Raw genomic sequence first — 19,645 nt, 5'->3', positions numbered from 1 at the left:
CTAGACTGTAAACAATGCTTAACCCACTGATTGATGAGATTTTCGAGTTAATTTTAACGAAGCACATTTGGAAGGTTCACACTTTAGCGTTGGAATTATCTAAGCGAGGTGTAGTTAATAACTTAGATACAGATCCATACCGTGATCTGTTTAAGCGTAACTTTTTAATTATGAATGCACTTTATCAACTGCAACAACAACTGTTGCCAAATCAATATTTATTGGTAGCCAGTTTACATATAGAGCTCACCGATAATCCAGATAAGATAACTATTGCAGCGCATGACTCATTACAAACGTACTATCTAGATTGGCAAAATTACGATGCTTCGATAACAGAAGTTAAATCACTGTTAGATGACTTTTGGCGTACTTTTCGTGCATCACCAACAATAAATACGCTTGATCAACAACAACGCCAGACATTATTAAAGCGCTGGGAATTACCTGACGATTTTTCTATGCAGGCATTGCAAAAGCGCTGGCGGCAGTTGGCAACACAATATCATCCAGATAAACAACATGGTAATGCAGAGCAGTTTAAACAGTTAAAAAATGAATATGAGCAGCTTAGAGCAAGCTGCTCAAAAACATCATAAGCAATAATTAACGAGTTAAACGACGGGCACGAATTTTACGGCCTTTAATATTACCTTCCGTTAATTTTCGTAGCGCGGGCTTTGAGCTATTACGTTCGACAGCCACAAAAGCCACATTATCAAGCACATTAATTTTACCGACTTGACGTCCGGCAACACCATCTTTACCGGTTAATGCACCTAAAATATCACCTGCGCGTACCTTTTGCTTTTTACCTGAATCGATCATTAGTGTCACCATTTGTGGTTTGTATGGTGGCTTTTCAAGTAGGCTAAACGGCGGTAATTGTTCTGGTAAAAAATCACATTCATAATGGTCACCAATTTGTGCCACTTTGAATTGTTCTGCATCGCCATAAATAGAGCATGCAATGCCTTTTTTACCAGCACGACCAGTACGACCAATACGGTGTACATGGGTTTGTGGGTCATGGGCAAGGTGGTAGTTAATCACCATATCCATATCATCGATGTCTAAACCGCGAGCGGCTACATCAGTGGCCACTAAAATCGAGGCGCTTTTATTAGCAAAGTGGATCAAGGTGCGCTCACGATCTCGCTGCTCTAAATCACCATGCAATGACACGGCACTGAAGCCTTCATCAGCTAAATCATCACACACCTGTTGAGTTTCGACCTTGGTATTACAAAACACCACACAACTTTCTGGTTGAAACTTCAGCAGCAACAATTTTAATGTATTAAAACGTTGTTTGTTATTATCCATTTTATAAAAGTACTGTTTAATAGTACTTTTTTCTTGCTCTTCTTCAACCTTCACCATAACAGGATTGCTTAATACACGCTTGGCAATCGCTTCTATTGCGCGCGGAAAAGTGGCGCTAAATAATAAAGTTTGACGCTGTTTTGGAATACGCTCAATAATTGCATCCAAAGTGTCTTGAAAGCCCATATCAAGCATTTGATCGGCTTCATCAAGTACTAGCGTGTCTACATCATCTAAACGTAGCGTACCTTTGCGAATATGATCATCTACACGCCCAGGTGTGCCAACAATAATATGTGCACCATGCTCTAGTGAACCAATTTGTGGACCAATCGACACGCCACCACATAGAGTTAATATTTTTATATTGTGAATACCACGCGCTAATTTACGCATTTCCACAGCTACTTGCTCAGCCAACTCACGGGTTGGACAAAGCACTAAAGACTGTATACGAAAACGCTTAACATTAAGCTTGGCCAACACACCTAAACTAAATGCGGCAGTTTTACCTGAGCCAGTTTTAGCTTGTGCAATGATGTCTTTACCTTCAAGCACTGGCGGCAGGCTTTGCGCCTGTACAGCGGTCATTTGGGTGTAACCTAAAGTCGATAAGTTATCGACCAAACCTGATGGTAAAGCGAGTGATGAAAAAGCTGTAGCGGTCAAAGTAATTTCCAGTGCAATAATTAAACATGAAAAGCCGTTGCAGATGCCCGACTTAGTTATGCTGCATAATAGCAGAATATACAAATTGCTACCATTAAGCTGACCATATTCTCAATAAACATTCACCATAACATCACCACCGATAGGCATTTATCTCATCTACTTTTGTTGCTCAGTATTAAATGCTTTAATAACCCTCACTTGAAAATATAACCAGGTCAATAATGAAAAAAATCATCACCGGATTACTGCTAGCCGGCAGCTTTTTAGCCAATGCCGCCGAGCCTGAATTTACCGCAAAGCAACTTCAGCAAGTCACCGAACTAAGAACTATTGCCAGTAACAGCGAGTTAAGCTATCAATTGCTTGAATCGCTTACTACTGAAATAGGACCTCGCTTACCTGGTACAGAAAATGATAAAAAAGCCGTTGCGTGGGCCCAAGCTAAATTTAAAGAGCTTGGTTTTGATAAAGTATGGCTAGAAGAAGCAACCTTCCCTGAGTGGCGTCGTTTTAGTGAAAGTGGCAAAATTTTAACGCCAAGCGAGCAACCTTTGCACCTAACAGCATTAGGCCACAGCGTTAGCACACCAAAAGATGGCATTACCGCTGAAGTTGTATTATTTGAAACGCTTGATGAACTTATCGCAGCACCAGCAAACAGCTTAAAAGGTAAAATAGCTTATATAAATTACCATATGAACCGTCATATTGATGGCAATGGTTATGGTCCTGCTGTTCGTGCTCGCTCAACAGGTTCAGTTGAGGCTGCAAAAAAAGGCGCGATTGGTTATATGATGCGTTCTGTTAGCACCGCACACCACCGCTTTGCTCATACCGGTGGCAGTCACTATCAAGAAGGTGTTACGAAAATCCCTAATGTGACCATTGCTAATCCTGATGCAGATCAGCTAGCTCGCTTAGTTGCACTAGGTAAAAATGTTACCGTAAATATCAATGTGCAAACTGAAGATCGCGGCCAAGGTAATGGCTATAACGTGATTGGTCAGTTCAATGGCACACAAAACCCTGAACAGTACGTACTGATTGGCGGTCATTTAGATTCTTGGGATTTAGGCACTGGCGCACTTGATGATGGTGCAGGCGTTGCGTTAACCATGGCTGCTGCCAAACATATTAGTGAAATAAAACGTCCTAAACGCAGTATTCGTGTAGTGTTATTTGCCGCTGAAGAGCTAGGATTATGGGGCGCTAAAGCTTATTTTAAAAAGCATGCAAATGAACTTGATAAAATTGTTGCCGCCGCTGAATCTGACTTTGGTGCTGATGTAGTGTATGGCTTTGAATCGAATGTCTCTGCAGCCTCGTTGCCAGTAGTGCGTGCAATAGCCAAGCAACTTGCGCCGCTAAATGTTGAATACATAGGTAAAAATAGCGCTAATGGTGGGCCTGATTTAATTCCATTTAAAAATGCCACCAGCGCGCCAATTTTTGAGCTGCACCAAGACGGTACTGATTACTTTGACTACCATCACACTGCTGATGATACGCTTGATAAGATCGATCCGGCTAAACTTAAGCAAAATACCGCAGCATATGCTGTATTTGCGTTTATGGCAGCTGATGCTAAAACTACAATTAAAGCAAAGCCTGTAGCGAGTAAATAAGCTAACCAAACATACTTTATTACAATTTTTTACTTTGCATCTAACCCTCCTTGTTTTAATTTAACGTAAAACAAGGAAGGGGAAAAAAGGCCATATGCTACTATTCAATACCAGCGATTCATTGTCGTTTTTCAGCCAAACAAAAACCTGCCCATACTGTCATCACGATGACTATCGACTACAAAACCACAGCCGCTTTTTGCGTTTTTCAATTGTCCCTATGCTGCCATTAGCATGGCATTACCAATACCAGTGTAGCCATTGTCAGCACAATGTGCAGCTTTCAATTATGCAACTGCCATGGTTAGAAAAGCTTTCTTTGATCAAATATTTTATAGGCTCGATATTACTTATCTGGTTATCAATTTACTTTTATACACAACATCTTGATGAGCTAAAAGCCAAGCAAGCAATACTCAGCCAGCCACAAGCATTCGATACTTACTTGGTACATGCTGATAAGTTTTCTAACGAACCATTGCGCCCTGAAAACCTAAAAGTAGCCCAAGTACTCGAGTTTGATGACCAAAATATCACCTTTCAAATCAGCAATTATCGCTATAAACGCGACAGCGGCATTACTATGGCTATGCGTACCAGCTTATTGATACAAAAAGATTATTTCTCATCAAGAACAATAACTTTACCGCGCAGCGAAGTACAGCGTTTATATGATGATGGTGCTATTTATGATGTACTACGCCCTTATGCATATAGCTTATATGGTGGTTTTGTGATGTTCCCACCACGCCCTAAACCGCTATATGAAGGGTTGAAGCTTAATAAAAATAATCAGCAAGGCATCATCTATTACAAAGATGGGTTATTTCCTGAAGCGTTCGAAAGCTTTTTACTCGCCAGCAAAGAAGGCTCACAATGGGGTCAGCTTAATACTGCGCAAATGTATCGTGATGGTGAGGGGGTAGAAAAAGATATCAGCCAAGCTATTTATTGGTATCAACAAGCTGCCAGGCAAAATAACCACAAAGCCAAAGTACAACTCAAAGAGCTGTGCCTTGAGTATTCCTGTTAATATAGCCAAACTACCCACAACAAGTGGATATAAATATGGCAAGCTTTTAGCTTGCCATTTAACACGTAAATACGACTGTTACATTGTTAAGTGTTGGTCTAAAAAGGTCAGCACTTTTTGATAATAACGAGTGCGATGTTCTTGCTTATAAAAACCATGCCCTTCATCTTCAAGCAGTTCATATATATAAGGATGTTTAGCTTTTTTAAGAGCCGCAATCAGTGATTCGGCTTGCTCAATCGGTGCACGCTGATCTTCACCACCATGCACTATCAGCACTGGAGCCTTTAACTTATCAATATTATAGCTAGGTGAAAAAGCCTTTAGTTGCGCTTCATCTGTACCCAATACATTCTGTAAATAACGTTGGCCACTATCGCGCTCTGCAACATCCCCTTCTTTAAACATTAAGGGCAAATCATAAACGCCAACAACGCCAATCGCACATTTAAACATATCAGGTTCTAAAATCGCACTTTGTAACGCTGAGTATCCACCAAAGCTCGCGCCCATAATGCAGATATTGTTTTTATTAACTGTACCCTGCTCAACTAAATACTTCACACCATCTATAATATCAAATTGAATTTCAGCTCCCCATTTTCGATGCCCAGCATGCTCAAAGTTACGGCCAAAACCACCTGAACCTCTAAAATTAACTTTTAGTACGGCCAAACCACGGCTTGCAAGCAACTGTGCATCAGGGTCGAATCCCCACCAATCGCGCGGGCCATGTGGACCACCATGTGGCATAACCACTAAAGGTAAGTTTTTTTCTATGGTGTTATTCGGTACTGTTAAGTAGCCATAAATAGTTAAACCATCTCGACTGGTATAACTTACAGGCTTGGTCTGCGCCATTTGTTCTGCATCAATCCAACTGCGGGATGCAAACAAAAATCGTAAGTTATTACTTTTGGCATCGAATAAATAATATTGTCCAGGGTTACGATCATTAGAGGCATAAATAATATTAGTGTCGCCATCTTCAGTACTACTAACGAGTTGCACTTGTTCACCAGGTAAAGCGGAGATTAATGATTTTAAACGCATGCTTTTATCTGATTGCCCATCGACAAAAGCATAAGTTGGATAACCTAGTTCGGTTTCAATCGCAAATAGCTCTTTTGATGCTTCATCGACCCATATTTGCTTTGGTGAGACTTTCTCTTCCTTATGAATTAAATCAATTGCTCTGGTTTTTAGATTCAATTTATATAAGCCTTGAGCTTCACCACTTATTGATGCTGTGATATAGACAGCATCACCACTACTATCAAAAGCGTGCAACTCAACATCACTGTAAGTCAAACCAGCTAAATTAAGCGCTTGCCAATCTCCACCTGACTTTTCACGGATATGTATTGTAGGCTTAATGTAATCATCACTGGAAACAGCCACTCTGACATTTCCTTCATGGTCAGTCAAAAAGTTGGCCATACGTGAAGGGGAGCGCGTAACTTTACGACGCTTCCCTGAAAAGATATCAACCTCATAAACAACCGTGTGCGGTTCACTACTTGATGTCCACGGGTAAGTCACTATAAGCATTTTATCTTCATCGTGGATTAAAGGATCCAGCAAATAAGAGGTGCCATAAAGTGGTGTGGCCTTTTTGATACGAGAGCCAGTTTGCATTTCGCCAAGATAGCCAACTAAGTACTTAGCTTTTGAGCCATCAGCATTCACGCCATATAATTCCCCATAATATTCAGGGTGATCTTGCCAGCCGCGTAAGTATTCTTTTGCAACTACAACCCGATCATCACTTACCCAATGATAAGCACCAACTTGGGCATTGCTCTCAAAATTAATAGCGTGGTGAATTGTAAATTTTTTAGCATCTAAAATAACTAGCACCTTTTTACCTTCAGGTTGCATAATTACTGCAAGGTAGCTCCCATTAGGAGAGATTTTAACTTGGCTATATTCACTGCTGCGGCTGAAGTCATCGACTGCTGGAGCTGATTGATTTGCATCACTCATGAAGCTGACAACACACAAAGCAATAACAACAATAAACTGCATTATTTTACCCATACAACATCCTTTTATATTTATATTTATATTTATATTTATATTTATATTTATATTTATATTTATATTTATATTTATATTTTTTGCAATTGTACCCAGTAAGATTTTAAATAGATATCCATCCAAATACTTAAGTAAAGAACGAAGAGTACTTATTTACTTTGATTAAGTTACATTATAACATTACCGATACATTATAACAAAACACCGGAATGTTAATGATTTTACCTAACTTTAAAACTAGCCTGATCGCATCTATGGTCACCGTACTGTGTGCTTGTAACAGTGAAATTGATGATCTTGCAGATAAAAATGCTGGGCTGGCAGATAACCATGATCATATCGGAATCACCTCAACAGGGCGTTTAGCCATTAGTCATGCTGATACTGCAAACGTATCAATTTTCGATACTGATAATGACACGCTACTTGAAATGTTTAATACTGCAAATATTGTTAGCGGCTTATATGCAAGTCCTAACAATCGTTTTGCGGTACTTATACAACGCGCGGATAACTATGTAGAATTTATTGATGGTGGTTTATACCAAGAAGATCATGATGATCACCTGCATGATTACGAACAACTACCTTCCTTTTCAGGTTTTACATTAACAAATGATAAGCCAACTCATTTTGATATAAGCGAACAGCAAGCGGCACTGTTTTTTGATGGCAATATAGATGCGGGGATCCCAGCAAGCTTTGCTATTTTAACTGATACATCAATTGAAGATGGCGAAATACTTGCAGCACATAGCTTTAACAATGCCATGCATGGTACAGCGCAAATTCGCGGTGAATCGGTAATAACAACTTATCGCAGCGAAGATATAACTAGCGTGCTGCCAAATTATGTTGAACAACTGCATATTCATGGTGATCACTTTCATCAAGAACAGCGGTTTGCAGTGGATTGCCCTGCACTACATGGCAGTGCGCAAAATCACCAGCATATCGCTTTTGGCTGTAGCGATGGTGTATTAGTTATAACTGAAAAAGGTGGTGTGTTTAACGCAGCCAAAGTAGCTAATCTCAACAGCTTTGCTGAAGGTACGCGTATTGGCACAATTAAAGCGAGTGAACACAGCGAACTATTTTTAGGTATTGCACAAAGTAAGCTTTTTTACACCATCGACCCAGCATCAGCTGAAATGACACAGCTTGCATGGCAACAAAATACTGAAAATACCGTATTAGCAAGTGCACTGGATAGGATTACCGGCGAGTTTTATGTACTTGAAAGTGATGGTTTCTTGTCAGTGCTACATGCTGAAGATGATTGGCAAGTCAGCGCACGCTTTAAAGTACTCGAAAACCCAGCTGGTAACTATGCACTCGCGGCCTCAGCGGCCGACGATACTTTATATATCAGTGATGCAAACAACCAAACAGTATTAAGTATCGACACCCATGAGCAAACGACTAAAACTATTCTTAACCTTGATTTTATCCCTAATCAAATTACCTGGTTAGGTATAGCTGCTGAATCAAAACATGAACACTAATTAATTCAAGCAAATAACTTTCATAGCATTCCCTTGCTAATTCATTGCCAGCAAATTTACTTTGCTGGCTTTTTTGCTTTCATGCTGGCAATTCCATGATGAACCAACACAGCAACCGCACCGGCTAATACACCGAATAAACCATCGAACAGTAAAGGCGCAATAATCTCTCCCAGCGTACCTAAATTTGCTAGTGCAAACTCAGCAACAGCGATTTGCCAATGATGCAACACACTAATACCATGCACTAAAATTCCACCACCCACTAAAAACATCGCTACCGTACCTGCAAATGCTAAAAACGCCATTAAGCGTGGTGCTGCGGCTAATAAACCTTTACCTAATAATGCTTTAAAACGGTTTCCTGTTTGCTGTGCTTGGTTAAGCAAATACAAACCAGCATCATCAAGTTTTACAATCCCTGCCACTAACCCATAAACGCCAATGGTCATGATCACCGCAATAACACTTAAGACTAACGCTTGATTTAGTAGACTTGCACCCGCCACGGTGCCTAGAGTGATAACTATTATTTCTGCCGATAAAATAAAGTCGGTTCGAATAGCTCCTTTTACTTTTTGTTTTTCGTACTCAACTAAATCTAAATTTTCGATAGCATCTACATCATCATTTTTCGTAGCTGGTAATAACTTTTCGACTAACTTTTCAGCACCTTCAAAACACAAAAATAATCCACCAACCATTAATAAAGGTGTAATAAGCCAAGGTAGCCAAACACTTATTAATAACGCTGCAGGAACTAAAATTGCTTTATTTAAAAATGAGCCTTTCGCTACCGCCCACACGACTGGTAGCTCACGATCGGCAGTGACTCCTGTCACTTGTTGCGCGTTTAAGGCTAAATCATCCCCTAACACACCCGCAGTTTTCTTCGTGGCGACTTTACTCATAGTGGCAATATCATCTAATAAAGTGGTGATATCGTCCAATAATGTCAATAGGTTAGTACCTGCCATCTCATTTCCTTTGCAGTTAAAAAATTTATAATAATCAACATAGCCTAAACAAGTATTTTCACCAAAGGTTAATTTTCGTTTGCTATGCTAGTTGCTAAACACACTTAGCCAAGGTACTTGTTTATGTATAAAATCCTATTAATTGCACTCGGTGTTATTAGCCTCAGTGCATGCACAGAACAATTAAATAGTCAGTCTTTCTCCTGCGATAGCCAGCTAAGCGCCGTTATTACCAGTAACGATGAAGAAAGTGCCACGCTAAATTACAATCAAGTAAATCATTCGCTGACCAAACAAATCAGCGCCTCGGGCGTAAAATATACCAATGAAGATGTGCTGTTTTGGACCAAAGGGAATGAAGCAATGTTGATAATTGATGGCAACAAATATCATTGTAATTTAGAGTAATACAATCGCTCGCCAAACTTATAATTTATAAAAATACTGCTACACTCATAAATAATTAAGTATTTACGGGTTCACTATGCGCGCTATTGCTATTAAAACGAAACTAATTTTTGCCTTTGCCACAATTGGTTTTTTAATGCTCGCCAGCAGTAGTTTTTTTTACTGGTCATTAGGACAAATTAATCACGCCACTTCGGATATAGAAACTTTAGCTGTACCGGTACAACAGCAAAGTCATGCCTTGCGGTTATCGCTGTTATCAATCACCAAATTTAATGCCGTTGCATACAGCCAAACAAGTAAAGCCAGTTTGCAACAGCAGCAACAGAGCACTCATGAAGAACAAGCTTTATTTAAAACCAAGCTAGAAGAATTAAACTCTCAGCTGCACGACCAACCGCAAATGCTGCAATTACTATCACAAATAACACAACGTTATCAAAAGTTTAGTGACACTAGCGCAACAATGTTTAACACCAAACAACAAGGCCTAACAGCAGCAACTCAGGTTACCTCATTAGCAAATGATTACGCTAATAATCTTGCTGACTTGAGTAGTGGCTTACTTGATTTAGAACTAATCGAAGTAACACCGGAGCAACAATCGTTATTAGCCGCTATTGTTGGTACCGCGACCCGCATTGACGACTTACTATTCACCTTAGGCAATAATGTTAAGAGCATCAACCACATTAGCTCCCTACAAACACTCACAGAGCACCAACAAGATACCGCTTTTTTATTAGACAATATCCAATCTAATTTTACATACCTACAACAGCAAGCGAGTGAGTTAAAAAATCAAACAAATTTCAGCAACCTAAAAGACCTTCTCAGCTTAATTAATCAACAGTTGGCAACACTGTACCAGCAACAAAGTACTCTTTTGACCAGTAAAGTTGCGACCGAGCAAGCCTTTGCTGTATTCCAGCAACAGTTTCAACTTACCGAGCAGCTCATTATTGAGTTAAATCATTTAGCCGATAAACGCTTTGATACCTTGCAGGCAGATGCTCAGTCGGTGATCACTACCGGTTCGCGACTCGCGATTATTATAAGTTTAGTGCTTATTTCATTTGCAGCCTTGATCTGCTTTTTAACCACCAAAGCAATGTTAAAACCACTAAATGCTGTAAATAAAGCACTATCACGTATCGCTTCTGGGGATTTATCGAAACGTACAAAGCCCCATAATGATGATGAATTTGGTGTACTTTTAAACAATATCAATCAATTAAGCGATGATCTAAGTACATTACTAAGTGCGATAAGTGATAACGCCCACACCTTAGATCAATCAGCAATTCAAACCAGTGCACAAGGCCAACATATGACCGAAGCAGCACAGCAGCAATTAGATCGTATTGCAGAGGCCGACTCGGTGGCGCATAGCATGCATAGTAATTCCCAAGCGGTCTGTGAACGAGCGGATAACACCTCTAATGAAGTTGCTAACGCTTCGCAGTTTGCCCATGATGTAAACCAGATTGCTGATCGTAACAGCCAGCGTATCGCAGCGTTGCTTACTCGACTTGATCAAGCAGTACAAAGTACTAATGAGCTAACCCAGCACACACAATTAATTGGCGCGATCGTGGATACAATTAGTAGTATTGCTGAGCAAACTAATTTGCTTGCGCTCAATGCTGCAATTGAAGCTGCTCGTGCAGGAGAAAATGGCCGAGGCTTTGCTGTTGTGGCAGATGAAGTACGCTCTTTAGCTGCACGAACGCAAAACTCGACTAGCGAAATACATACAATGATCCAAACACTGCAACATCAGGCCAACACTGCTCATCATGAAATTAACGATGGGCAACAACAAGCAAAAGAATGTGTAGCAAATAGTAGTGAATTAAACCAAGCCGTGGATAAAATACAAAGTACCTTAGTGACAATTAACCAAATGAGTATGCAAATTGCCAGTTCATCGCATCACCAGCTTGATAACAGCAATGAAATAAAACAGATTATGGCGCAGGTAACGGTGCAAGCACAAACGAATGCCGAACATGCAAAGTCTCTCGCCAACCAAAGTGAAGACGTTAACCAACTCGCTCACTCATTAACCAGCGCGGTAGAAAGGTTTAAGTTCTAACTTTGAATATAAAACCCATCTGCAGCTATTGTGATAATGATAAATACACGCCACAGAAATAACGTTGCAGTGGCGTGTAGCAGCTTATTTATTATTTTGCTCCGCGATAAACTCCCTAATGTATTTATCAAATAGTGCCGCTGGCAGTGGTTTGCTGTATAAAAAACCTTGAATATAATCACAATTTAGAGCATTTAAAAAAGCCAGCTGTGCAAAGGTTTCAACTCCTTCGGCAACAACTTTGAGCTGTAGGTTACTAGCCATTGAAATTATTGCACTGACCATCGCGCAATCTTCAAGCTCATCGGGTAAGTCTTTTATAAACTCCCGATCTATTTTTAACTTACTCAGCGGAAAACGCTTTAAATAGCTCAACGACGAGTAACCGGTGCCAAAGTCATCAATTGCTAAACCCACGCCGGTTGCCCGTAATGCTTGCAACTGCTGCAAAATATTTGAGCTATTATCAGCAAGTAGCGTTTCTGTAATTTCAAGGGTTAAACACTGAGCTGATAACTGCGTTTCCTGTAGAACACTTTTAACTAACGCTTCAATATCTTGGCGAATAAATTGCACGCTAGACATATTTACCGTAACAAAAAACTGATCACCGAAACTGCTACACCACTTAGCAGCTTCGCGGCATGCTTCTCTGAGTACCCACTCACCAATTGGAATGATTAATCCTAACTCTTCACATACAGGAATGAATTGTGCCGGCGACACATCGCCAAGCTCCGCACTATGCCATCGCAATAAAGCTTCACAACCGACCGTTTTTTTATCGTGGCTAATAATTGGCTGAAAATAAACGGTAAACTCGTTATTACTAAGCGCTTTATGAAGAGCATTTTCGAGCCTACTGCGAGCAGTCGCTTGTTCATGCAAGCCACTGGTAAAGAACTCAAAGCAGTTTCGCCCTTGTGCTTTAGCTTTGTACATGGCGCTATCAGCATTACGTAATAATATTTTGCGATCGACTCCATCGTCGGGGAAAATAGTGATCCCCATACTGCCGGATACAAATACATCTTGCTCACCAATTTTAAATGAAGAACTAAGCGCCAGCAGAGTTTTTGTAGCTAGTCGCTCAATATCTGCTAACGTATTGATCCCTGGCAGTAATAGCGCAAACTCATCGCCACCTAAACGGGCAACTACGTCAGAGCTGCGCATACATGCTTTAAGCCTTTTGGCAGCCTCAAGTAATAGTAAATCACCACTATTATGCCCTAAGGTATCGTTAACGCTTTTAAACCGATCTAAATCAATAAAACAAATTGCCAAACGCTTATTATCAGCTGTCGCACGGATCATTTCTTGATCTAGCTTGCTATTATAATGATAGCGATTTGCCAAACCCGTTAAGGTATCAAAATTAGTTTGTAGCCACATTTCCTGTTCATTTTCTTTGCGTAAAGAAATGTCGTTAAATAAGGCAACATAAACTTCAATGTCTTTTTCCTCGTCAAATACTACCGAAATATTGACCCAGCTCGGGTAAATACTACCATCTTTGCGGCGGTTCCATATTTCACCTTCCCAGTGCCCTGCCTCATTTAAACGTCGATATAACACTTTAAAAAACGATGGTTTATGATGGCCCGAATTTAATATTGCAGGTGATTTACCAAGCACATCTTGTTCTTGATAACCGGTGATCTGTGTGAAGGCTTTATTTACAGCTTGAATTTCATTATCACGATTAGAAACTAAAATACCTTCATTAGTTGTTGAAAATACCGTGCTCGCGAGTCGTTGTTGTTGAAGTGCTTTTAATTTTAAAGTGATATCACGAATTAAATGTATTTCACCAATTTTGCTATTTTTTTCGTCGATAACTGCGGTTACTCGTGCCTCTCCCCAAAATACCTCTTTAGCTCCGTGAAATTGACACTCACTATCAACCCCAACTACTCCTTTCGAACACTCAGTAAATGAGTAAATATTTTTATCTTCCAGTGGCTCGCCTGCCGTCAACTTTTGCACAGCCGCAGTATTAGCTGTAATGACCCTATGTTCGACATCCGTGTAAACGAGCAGATCATCAATACTATTGAAAATCGCTTTTAGCGTCACACTGTCTTTTTGCGCCGATTTTTTAGCTCGGCGTAATCGCAAAGCTAACCAAGTTAAAGTCGCTAGCAGTATTAGTAGTACAGAAATAGATATTAGCGCTAACAGCAATTGATCGGTGCGTTTTTGTTCTATTTCATTAGTTTGAATGGCAACCAATTGTTCAAGATTTTCTTGATAATGCCAAAGCGCTTTTTCAAGGTTACGTTGAGATGAAATATCATGTATGACAGAAAATAAAAAATCTTTATTTTCAATTGTAAATGGGGCTGAATAAACGCTAACGGTACGTGTTTCACCGCTCGCTAATCGGTGTTTGAAAACAAAATAGTTTTGCCCTTTACTCAGAGCAGCTTGGCGTTCCTGTGCAACTTGTTGCTCAGTAAATATATTAATTTGCTGGATACGCATTGTTTGCAATTGCGCAATACTGTAACCATAAAATGCTGCCGCTGCTTTATTAGCAAATTTAATTTCACCCGTTTGCGGTTCTACCACTAACATCACGGCACTGTGCTCATTAAAAAGCGGCACATTGAGCGCGGAATTTAATGATTGCTTAGCACTTACTTGATCTACAAAGGTAATTACACAGCAAAGAAGAACAGCCTTGATAAATGTTTTTACGATAAGCCCACCCATTAATCAAAAACTCATTTCAAACATTTGTCCTAAACTATAGCTTACTCACCTTATAATGTAACAAAAATGATCGCTTAAATGCGCTCTAAAAACACCTCATTAATTCGCTTAACGTCTTTATTTAAGTATAATGCCAACAGTCTTTTAAGCTTTAAAGCGGCCCACAATGAAATACAAAGATCTACGTGATTTTATCGATTTATTAGAAAAAAAAGGTGAACTGAAGCGTATTCACCAAGAAGTTGATCCTTATCTTGAAATGACCGAAATTGCCGACCGCACACTACGTGCTAAGGGACCCGCTTTATTGTTTGAAAACCCTAAAGGTTATGATATCCCCGTACTAGCTAACTTATTTGGTACACCAGAGCGTGTTGCCATGGGAATGGGTAAAGAACACGTTAGCGAACTACGGGAAGTCGGTAAGTTGCTGGCATTTTTAAAAGAGCCAGAGCCACCAAAAGGCATTAGAGAAGCATTTAGCCAAATTCCAGTGTTTAAGCAAGTATTAAATATGCCTGCCAAAGAAGTTAAAAAAGCGCCTTGTCAGCAAGTTATTCTAGAAGGCGATGATGTTGATTTAACTAAGCTGCCAATTCAACACTGCTGGCCTGGTGATGTGGCTCCATTAATCACTTGGGGTTTAACCGTCACCAAAGGACCTTTCAAAAAACGCCAAAACTTAGGTATTTACCGCCAACAATTACTCGGTAAAAATAAAATCATTATGCGCTGGTTATCACACCGTGGCGGTGCTCTCGATTTTCAAGAATGGTGTAAAGAAAACCCAGGCCAACCTTATCCGGTATCGGTAGCATTGGGTGCTGATCCGGCGACAATCCTAGGTGCCGTCACGCCAGTGCCAGATACCTTGAGTGAATACGCCTTTGCCGGCTTGCTACGTGGTAGCAAAACAGAAGTAGTTAAGTCGATCTCCAATGATTTACAAGTTCCTGCCAGTGCTGAAATAGTTCTTGAAGGCTATATAATGCCGGGCGAAATGGCACCTGAAGGCCCTTATGGCGATCACACGGGTTATTACAATGAGGTTGATAACTTCCCTGTTATGACCGTGACCCACATGACACATCGTAAAGATCCTATTTATCACAGCACTTTTACTGGTCGTCCACCAGATGAGCCGGCAATTTTAGGGGTCGCACTCAATGAAGTCTTCGTACCTATTTTACAAAAGCAATTTCCTGAGATAGTCGATTTTTATCTACCGCCAGAAGGCTGTTCATATCGTATGGCGATAGTGACAATGAAAAAACAATACCCAGGTCATGCCAAGCGCGTGATGATGGGGGTATGGTCGTTCTTGCGTCAGTTTATGTACACAAAGTTTGTCATTGTCTGTGATGATGATGTTAACGCACGTGATTGGAATGACGTGATATGGGCGATTACTACACGTATGGATCCCGCCCGCGACACGACTCTAATTGAAAACACACCGATTGATTATTTAGACTTTGCATCACCGGTTTCAGGTCTTGGTTCAAAAATGGGTATGGATGCCACTAATAAATGGCCTGGCGAAACCACTCGTGAGTGGGGCGAACCCATTGTGATGGATCAAGCGACTAAAGATCGCGTCGATGAAATCTGGCAAAGCTTAGATATTCTTTAACAGCTCTTTTAGAGGCTATAAACTCACTATGCGGATATGTTATTATTGTTCAAATAAAGTGCGTATCCGCTAATTTAAGGTAAAACATGCAAACATTACACGCTGAAGTTGTCGCTATCAGCCCACTCACTGAATTTGTTCACAAAGTAATTTTAAAACCTGTTGAAAGCGTCACCTTTGAAGCTGGCCAATATTTGCAAGTAGTGCTTGGCGAAAAAGACAAGCGCGCGTTTTCAATTGCCAGCCGCCCTTCACAGTCTGATGAGCTAGAACTCCATATTGGCGCATCTGCAGTTGATTCATATGCAATGCAAACTTTAGAGCATCTTCGCCAAGCCCATGCTGAGAAAACTCAGGTGTTGATTGAAGCCGGCTTAGGCATTTCACAGTTGCGTCTCCAATGCGAACGCCCAATTATTTTACTCGCTGGCGGCACTGGGTTTTCATACGCAAAATCTATGGCTGATCATTTAAGTGAAATCGGTTGTGAGCGTCCGGTATTGTTCTATTGGGGTGTGCGTGAAGAGTCAGCCTTGTATGCGCATACTGAAATGCAAACATGGGCCGATAGCCGTGAAAACTTTACCTTTATACCAGTAGTTGAAAACCCAACAGCTAGCTGGACAGGCCACACAGGCTACGTACATAAAGCGGTGATGAACGATATCGTATCGCTTGCCCCATATGATATTTACATGGCAGGGCGTTTTGACATGATAGGTATTGTGCGCGATGATTTCCTAGCACATGGTGCAATTCGCGAAAACATGTACGCCGATGCATTTGCATTTATAAAATAGTATAACCAGAGTAACCAGCTTAATTTTTATCCGTAAGCTGGTTACTGACACTCCCTGACAGCCCGCTATGATTTACTTAGCTCTTCTTAAACAAGGAGAACTATGATGACCACAAATTTAATCGAAGTTGTAAATTTCAAACTAAAGACTGATACAAATTTAGCGCAGTTCCATATCGCTAATAATGATTTTCAGCGTTATATTGATAACCAATCAGGCGTACTTTACCGCTCCCTTGCTAAACAAGCCGATACCCAGCAATATAGTAGTATCATTTATTTTGCTACGGTTGCTGATGCCCAAAAACTGCGTGATACATTTTTTGATAATGCTATTTGCCAACAGTACACTTCTCTCATTGCAAAAGAATCGATAAAGCAGGATCGTTTTGAAGTGCTTAGCCAAACAGCTTGCCAACAAAGCTAACACTGTATTTTTGAAAACAAGGATAACCAATGCACAAATCAGAGCGGCTATTTCAATTAGTAAACATACTTAAGAGTCGCCGCTTTGCGATCACTGCAAACGAACTTGCCAATAAATTACAGGTATCTCAGCGAACAATTTATCGCGATATTCAGCACTTACAGAGCTCGGGCGTGCCCGTTGAAGGTGAGGCAGGCACTGGCTATTTAATTACCGATTACGATCTACCACCGATGATGTTTACTCTTGAGGAGCTACAAGCACTGTTGTTAGGTAGTAAAATGGTGAGCGCTTGGACTGATCCACAGTTAGCGGCGAATGCCCAAGCTGCAATGACTAAAATTAATGCAGTGTTGCCTAACAGGTTAAAGCAACGCGTTGCAGAGCTGCCGTATTTAGTCTCTGCATTTCATCACGATAAAAGCCACCAAACGACCACTTTGATACTTCGTAAAGCCATCACTAATAAAACCTGCATTGAATTTCATTATCTGGATGTAAACCAACGACCAACTCAGCGTATTGTCGACCCTTTAGGACTGGTATATTGGGGAGCAAAGTGGACTCTTATCGCTTATTGTCAGTTGCGCAGTGACTACCGAGAGTTTCGCTTAGATCGTATTCAAAGCATTATTCCACTCGCCAAGGCATTTGATACTAATTCACAAAAAAGCTTAGCGCATTATATGGAGTTAGTGAAAGCCAAATACCAAACTCACTCTGATGGTCTGGCTCATAATTAAATTTAGCTGTGATTGTTGTTACCTATCAGCGCAATCAACATAAACAATTTCACAAACGGCCAATCCTTAACCATACTTTGAATAACTCATTAATTGGGAGAGACCCAAATGTTAAACACCAAAGTAAAAGATTTTATGCAGCGCAAGTTACCGCATATAACCCCTGAAACCGAGATGACCACAGCAATTGCAGAACTACAAAAATTCAAACTACTGGGAGCGCCAGTGTTTGATGATAATAAATGTTTAGTGGGCTTTATTTCTGAGCAAGAACTGCTAAAACCGTTAATGCAAAATAGTTATTTTTGTGACGGTGTGGTTAAGGTTTCACAACTGATGCAAACCGAGGTTGTAACCGTCAACGGCGACACCAACATAATGGAACTTGCCGAGCAAATGAAAACCGGTAAACCTAAAAATTACCCCGTTGTTGAAGGCACCAAAGTAATTGGCATGATTGGACGCAGTGATGTACTCAAAGCACTTTTTGATAACTACCTGAGCTGCCAGCAATAATGTGTTTTTCAAGCAATGCCTGACGCTAAGCGAACAAGGCATTGCCATTTGTTTAATGTGCGTTAATTAAGCTAGGGGTGCTCCGTAATATTTATAACCGCCGCATCTTTGGCTTTTATTAATACTGCGCAGTTTTTATCTGATGGTGCTAACGTCACTTTAACAACGTCACTCAACGTCAAATCGTTTACTCTATTTGCGCATCTTAGCGCTATTTCACCAATCTGCTCAGCATTCATTGAAATTGTAAAATTGAGTTTTAGAGGCTGATATACCCAACTTTGCCCTTTAAGCATTGTTTGTTGTAACTTAAACTCTTTATCACTTGATAGACTCTCATTTATAGGCTGCTGTAAAAAATCCATGCTTTGTTCGCTAATTTCAACATTCTCTAATTGAGTCATTGCCTTAATAGCTTGCCCAGCATTAAAAAACTGATTTTTATATAAGTGCCAACGATATAAATTTTGTAGTGTTTTAGAGGCAAGTGATGGTGGTAAGTCTGGATGAAGATAGCCTGCTCTTTCGATACTTTGACCGTAGTTATCCCACTCTTTTTGCGCGTAATAATAGCGACCTTGAATCCAATAAAGTAAAGCCTGCTCTTGTAAGTTTTTGGCATTATCTGATGACATATCGGTCAATAATTTTTCGACTTCAGCGAACCGCTGCTGAGAAAGCAGCTCACTTGCTTGCTCGTAACGAGTATAAAAACCGGGCGTAACAGCGTATCTACCAATACCAATCCCTTCCTTAGTCAAGCGAAGTAACAGCGTTTGCCCAGACGCAATACTGCCTTGCCCATCTGTTGCTGGCGAAAACTCAAGCTTTTCAAAGTATTTTTTTGTACGTGCAGTAAAATATTCTTTATCAGAAATATCGATAATATCAATATCACTCACTTTACCATCGATATCAATTACATAACTTACGTAAGCCCAGCCTTCTAAACGAGTGGCGCTTTGAGTTTTATTTAGCGTATTGTGATTATTAATAAGTTTCGCAGGTATGAATGATTCAGCCTTTACAAAATAACTATTTGCTAAAATCGAAAGAGTAAAAAATATCGTGAAAAATTTCATAGTCAGGTCCTTTAAGGGAATTACATCCTTACTTTATTTAGAA

The 19,645-nt window shown here is 40.2% G+C and carries 16 protein-coding genes; 11 read left to right on the top strand and 5 right to left on the bottom strand.

Features of this window, described 5'->3' with window-relative positions:
• The first annotated feature begins 14 nt into the window (after window positions 1-14).
• The gene (locus P4S61_RS09675; protein WP_145239905.1) at window positions 15-599 is read left to right on the top strand and encodes a DNA-J related domain-containing protein; all 585 of its coding nucleotides are present in this window, start codon (window positions 15-17) and stop codon (window positions 597-599) included.
• A 7-nt stretch (window positions 600-606) separates the two neighbouring features.
• Here the strand turns inward: P4S61_RS09675 and dbpA are convergent, their stop codons facing one another.
• Entirely contained in the window at window positions 607-1,995 is a 1,389-nt protein-coding gene (gene dbpA / locus P4S61_RS09670) for an ATP-dependent RNA helicase DbpA (protein ID WP_145239907.1), read from the bottom strand.
• Between the two features lie 224 nt (window positions 1,996-2,219).
• On the opposite strand from dbpA, the gene P4S61_RS09665 reads away from it, so the two are divergent.
• Together P4S61_RS09665 and P4S61_RS09660 are read left to right on the top strand one after the other, a co-directional pair.
• The gene (locus P4S61_RS09665) at window positions 2,220-3,623 is read left to right on the top strand and encodes a M20/M25/M40 family metallo-hydrolase (protein WP_337118198.1); all 1,404 of its coding nucleotides are present in this window, start codon (window positions 2,220-2,222) and stop codon (window positions 3,621-3,623) included.
• A 94-nt stretch (window positions 3,624-3,717) separates the two neighbouring features.
• Window positions 3,718-4,656 (top strand): tetratricopeptide repeat protein, encoded by a 939-nt coding sequence (locus tag P4S61_RS09660; RefSeq protein WP_145239911.1) that lies wholly within the window; start codon window positions 3,718-3,720, stop codon window positions 4,654-4,656.
• Between the two features lie 78 nt (window positions 4,657-4,734).
• Here P4S61_RS09660 and P4S61_RS09655 read toward each other — a convergent pair whose 3' ends face one another.
• Complete coding sequence (locus P4S61_RS09655; RefSeq protein ID WP_257325246.1) at window positions 4,735-6,696, bottom strand: alpha/beta hydrolase family protein; 1,962 nt, start codon at window positions 6,694-6,696, stop codon at window positions 4,735-4,737.
• Between the two features lie 215 nt (window positions 6,697-6,911).
• On the opposite strand from P4S61_RS09655, the gene P4S61_RS09650 reads away from it, so the two are divergent.
• Window positions 6,912-8,201: a hypothetical protein gene (locus P4S61_RS09650; RefSeq protein ID WP_145239913.1), complete on the top strand. Its 1,290-nt coding sequence runs from the start codon at window positions 6,912-6,914 to the stop codon at window positions 8,199-8,201.
• A 56-nt stretch (window positions 8,202-8,257) separates the two neighbouring features.
• Here the strand turns inward: P4S61_RS09650 and P4S61_RS09645 are convergent, their stop codons facing one another.
• Window positions 8,258-9,178, bottom strand: coding sequence for a DUF808 domain-containing protein (locus P4S61_RS09645; protein ID WP_145239915.1), 921 nt, complete (start codon window positions 9,176-9,178; stop codon window positions 8,258-8,260).
• A 123-nt stretch (window positions 9,179-9,301) separates the two neighbouring features.
• On the opposite strand from P4S61_RS09645, the gene P4S61_RS09640 reads away from it, so the two are divergent.
• Together P4S61_RS09640 and P4S61_RS09635 are read left to right on the top strand one after the other, a co-directional pair.
• The gene (locus tag P4S61_RS09640; RefSeq protein ID WP_145239917.1) at window positions 9,302-9,586 is read left to right on the top strand and encodes an MliC family protein; all 285 of its coding nucleotides are present in this window, start codon (window positions 9,302-9,304) and stop codon (window positions 9,584-9,586) included.
• A 76-nt stretch (window positions 9,587-9,662) separates the two neighbouring features.
• A complete protein-coding gene (locus tag P4S61_RS09635; RefSeq protein ID WP_145239918.1) occupies window positions 9,663-11,684 on the top strand; it encodes a methyl-accepting chemotaxis protein in 2,022 nt (673 codons plus the stop codon).
• An 84-nt stretch (window positions 11,685-11,768) separates the two neighbouring features.
• On the opposite strand, the gene P4S61_RS09630 is transcribed toward P4S61_RS09635, so the two are convergent.
• Entirely contained in the window at window positions 11,769-14,402 is a 2,634-nt protein-coding gene (locus P4S61_RS09630) for a sensor domain-containing protein (protein WP_337118197.1), read from the bottom strand.
• Window positions 14,403-14,568: 166 nt separating this feature from the next.
• Between P4S61_RS09630 and ubiD the strand changes: the two genes are divergently transcribed.
• The 5 genes from ubiD (at window position 14,569) to P4S61_RS09605 (ending at window position 18,520) form a co-directional block, all read left to right on the top strand.
• Entirely contained in the window at window positions 14,569-16,035 is a 1,467-nt protein-coding gene (gene ubiD, locus P4S61_RS09625) for a 4-hydroxy-3-polyprenylbenzoate decarboxylase (RefSeq protein WP_145239922.1), read from the top strand.
• Between the two features lie 86 nt (window positions 16,036-16,121).
• The gene (gene fre, locus P4S61_RS09620; RefSeq protein ID WP_149982174.1) at window positions 16,122-16,835 is read left to right on the top strand and encodes an NAD(P)H-flavin reductase; all 714 of its coding nucleotides are present in this window, start codon (window positions 16,122-16,124) and stop codon (window positions 16,833-16,835) included.
• A gap of 102 nt (window positions 16,836-16,937) precedes the next feature.
• On the top strand, window positions 16,938-17,261 hold the full coding sequence (locus P4S61_RS09615) for a hypothetical protein (protein ID WP_257325242.1): 324 nt from the start codon (window positions 16,938-16,940) through the stop codon (window positions 17,259-17,261).
• A gap of 29 nt (window positions 17,262-17,290) precedes the next feature.
• Window positions 17,291-18,004, top strand: coding sequence for a helix-turn-helix transcriptional regulator (locus tag P4S61_RS09610; RefSeq protein WP_149982175.1), 714 nt, complete (start codon window positions 17,291-17,293; stop codon window positions 18,002-18,004).
• Window positions 18,005-18,112: 108 nt separating this feature from the next.
• Complete coding sequence (locus P4S61_RS09605) at window positions 18,113-18,520, top strand: CBS domain-containing protein (protein WP_145239928.1); 408 nt, start codon at window positions 18,113-18,115, stop codon at window positions 18,518-18,520.
• A gap of 71 nt (window positions 18,521-18,591) precedes the next feature.
• Here the strand turns inward: P4S61_RS09605 and P4S61_RS09600 are convergent, their stop codons facing one another.
• Window positions 18,592-19,602, bottom strand: coding sequence for a hypothetical protein (locus P4S61_RS09600; RefSeq protein WP_337118196.1), 1,011 nt, complete (start codon window positions 19,600-19,602; stop codon window positions 18,592-18,594).
• Between the last annotated feature and the right edge of the window lie 43 nt (window positions 19,603-19,645).

This window comes from Pseudoalteromonas sp. B160 (assembly GCF_037162485.1).
GTDB classification, from domain to species: domain Bacteria; phylum Pseudomonadota; class Gammaproteobacteria; order Enterobacterales; family Alteromonadaceae; genus Pseudoalteromonas; species Pseudoalteromonas rhizosphaerae.
The sequence above is the reverse complement of the archived record's forward strand: the minus strand, read 5'-3'. Positions and strand labels throughout refer to the sequence as shown.

Bases quoted from the DNA above. Each gene is read 5' to 3' on its own strand.
- P4S61_RS09675 (WP_145239905.1), top strand. From the start codon at position 15: ATGCTTAACCCACTGATTGATGAGATTTTCGAGTTAATTTTAACGAAG.
- P4S61_RS09665 (WP_337118198.1), top strand. From the start codon at position 2,220: ATGAAAAAAATCATCACCGGATTACTGCTAGCCGGCAGCTTTTTAGCC.
- P4S61_RS09660 (WP_145239911.1), top strand. From the start codon at position 3,718: ATGCTACTATTCAATACCAGCGATTCATTGTCGTTTTTCAGCCAAACA.
- P4S61_RS09655 (WP_257325246.1), bottom strand. From the start codon at position 6,696: ATGGGTAAAATAATGCAGTTTATTGTTGTTATTGCTTTGTGTGTTGTC.
- P4S61_RS09650 (WP_145239913.1), top strand. From the start codon at position 6,912: ATGATTTTACCTAACTTTAAAACTAGCCTGATCGCATCTATGGTCACC.
- P4S61_RS09645 (WP_145239915.1), bottom strand. From the start codon at position 9,178: ATGGCAGGTACTAACCTATTGACATTATTGGACGATATCACCACTTTA.
- P4S61_RS09640 (WP_145239917.1), top strand. From the start codon at position 9,302: ATGTATAAAATCCTATTAATTGCACTCGGTGTTATTAGCCTCAGTGCA.
- P4S61_RS09635 (WP_145239918.1), top strand. From the start codon at position 9,663: ATGCGCGCTATTGCTATTAAAACGAAACTAATTTTTGCCTTTGCCACA.
- P4S61_RS09630 (WP_337118197.1), bottom strand. From the start codon at position 14,402: ATGGGTGGGCTTATCGTAAAAACATTTATCAAGGCTGTTCTTCTTTGC.
- ubiD (WP_145239922.1), top strand. From the start codon at position 14,569: ATGAAATACAAAGATCTACGTGATTTTATCGATTTATTAGAAAAAAAA.
- fre (WP_149982174.1), top strand. From the start codon at position 16,122: ATGCAAACATTACACGCTGAAGTTGTCGCTATCAGCCCACTCACTGAA.
- P4S61_RS09615 (WP_257325242.1), top strand. From the start codon at position 16,938: ATGATGACCACAAATTTAATCGAAGTTGTAAATTTCAAACTAAAGACT.
- P4S61_RS09610 (WP_149982175.1), top strand. From the start codon at position 17,291: ATGCACAAATCAGAGCGGCTATTTCAATTAGTAAACATACTTAAGAGT.
- P4S61_RS09605 (WP_145239928.1), top strand. From the start codon at position 18,113: ATGTTAAACACCAAAGTAAAAGATTTTATGCAGCGCAAGTTACCGCAT.
- P4S61_RS09600 (WP_337118196.1), bottom strand. From the start codon at position 19,602: ATGAAATTTTTCACGATATTTTTTACTCTTTCGATTTTAGCAAATAGT.